Origin of the sequence: Streptomyces pseudogriseolus, assembly GCA_002154585.1 — a bacterium.
GTDB classification, from domain to species: Bacteria; Actinomycetota; Actinomycetes; order Streptomycetales; family Streptomycetaceae; genus Streptomyces; species Streptomyces pseudogriseolus.
The window spans coordinates 1-260 of record MUNG01000657.1 but is presented as its reverse complement, the minus strand read 5'-3'; the positions used below and the strand labels follow the sequence as shown (position 1 = coordinate 260).

Genomic DNA, 260 nt, shown 5'->3' with positions numbered 1-260 from the left:
GTGTACGCGGCCATGTTCACCGCCGCCGTCATCGCCGCCGCGGCCGGCGGGGAGCGCGACGTGCACGCCTGTCTGCGCGCGGGACTCACCGTCGTCCCACCCCGCTCCCGGCTCGTCCGCGCCGTCCGCGACGCCGTACGGCTGGCCCGCGAGCACGCCGACTTCGACACCGTCGTCGACCTGCTGCACGCGGCCCACGGCGCCACCCACCACTGGGTGCACGCCGTCCCCAACACCGCCCTGCTGGCCGCCGCCCTCAC

Annotated in this window: 1 pseudogene; it reads left to right on the top strand. The window is 76.9% G+C overall.

What is annotated here, in order from left to right:
• Nucleotides 1-260 (top strand): annotated as a pseudogene (locus CCN29_RS36665) (ADP-ribosylglycohydrolase family protein); the annotation flags it as partial.